1 protein-coding gene is annotated in these 389 nt (G+C 51.9%); it reads right to left on the bottom strand.

Going from position 1 to position 389, the window contains the following annotated elements; translation table 11 throughout:
- A partial coding sequence (locus tag BTM36_RS04195) for an AEC family transporter (RefSeq protein WP_174616806.1) occupies window positions 1-332 on the bottom strand: 332 nt, incomplete at its 3' end.
- Window positions 333-389 lie beyond the last annotated feature (57 nt).

Below are 389 nucleotides of genomic sequence, written 5' to 3'. Positions count from 1 at the left end.
GGCCCCATATAGCCGATATTGCCATAGGCGGCGGCGAGCCCCTGAATGGTGCTTTCGTCTATTTTGCGCGTTCTGAAAAAAGCAAAGCCGAACATCACCAGAAAAACACAAAGTGTTGATGCGGTGCAGCCAATAATAAAGGCCCACTGAGTCAGCTCAGCGACAGGTGTCTTTGAAAGGATCTGGAAAAACAGCGCCGGCAACGCCACATAGACAATGAAAACGTTCATCCATCCCAACGCCTCCAGTGGCTGACGACTGATGCGGGCAACCAGGAATCCCAGAAAGATCAGGCCGAAAAATGGGAGAACGAGATTGAAAACGCTGAGCATGACGAGCTTTGATTGTTGGGAACGCGACCGGAAATGGCAGGACGCCATCGATGCTCG

The sequence above is a fragment of the Herbaspirillum sp. VT-16-41 genome, assembly GCF_001994935.1.
Classification (GTDB): domain Bacteria; phylum Pseudomonadota; class Gammaproteobacteria; order Burkholderiales; family Burkholderiaceae_D; genus Herbaspirillum; species Herbaspirillum frisingense.
This window is presented reverse-complemented; position numbering and strand designations above follow the sequence as displayed.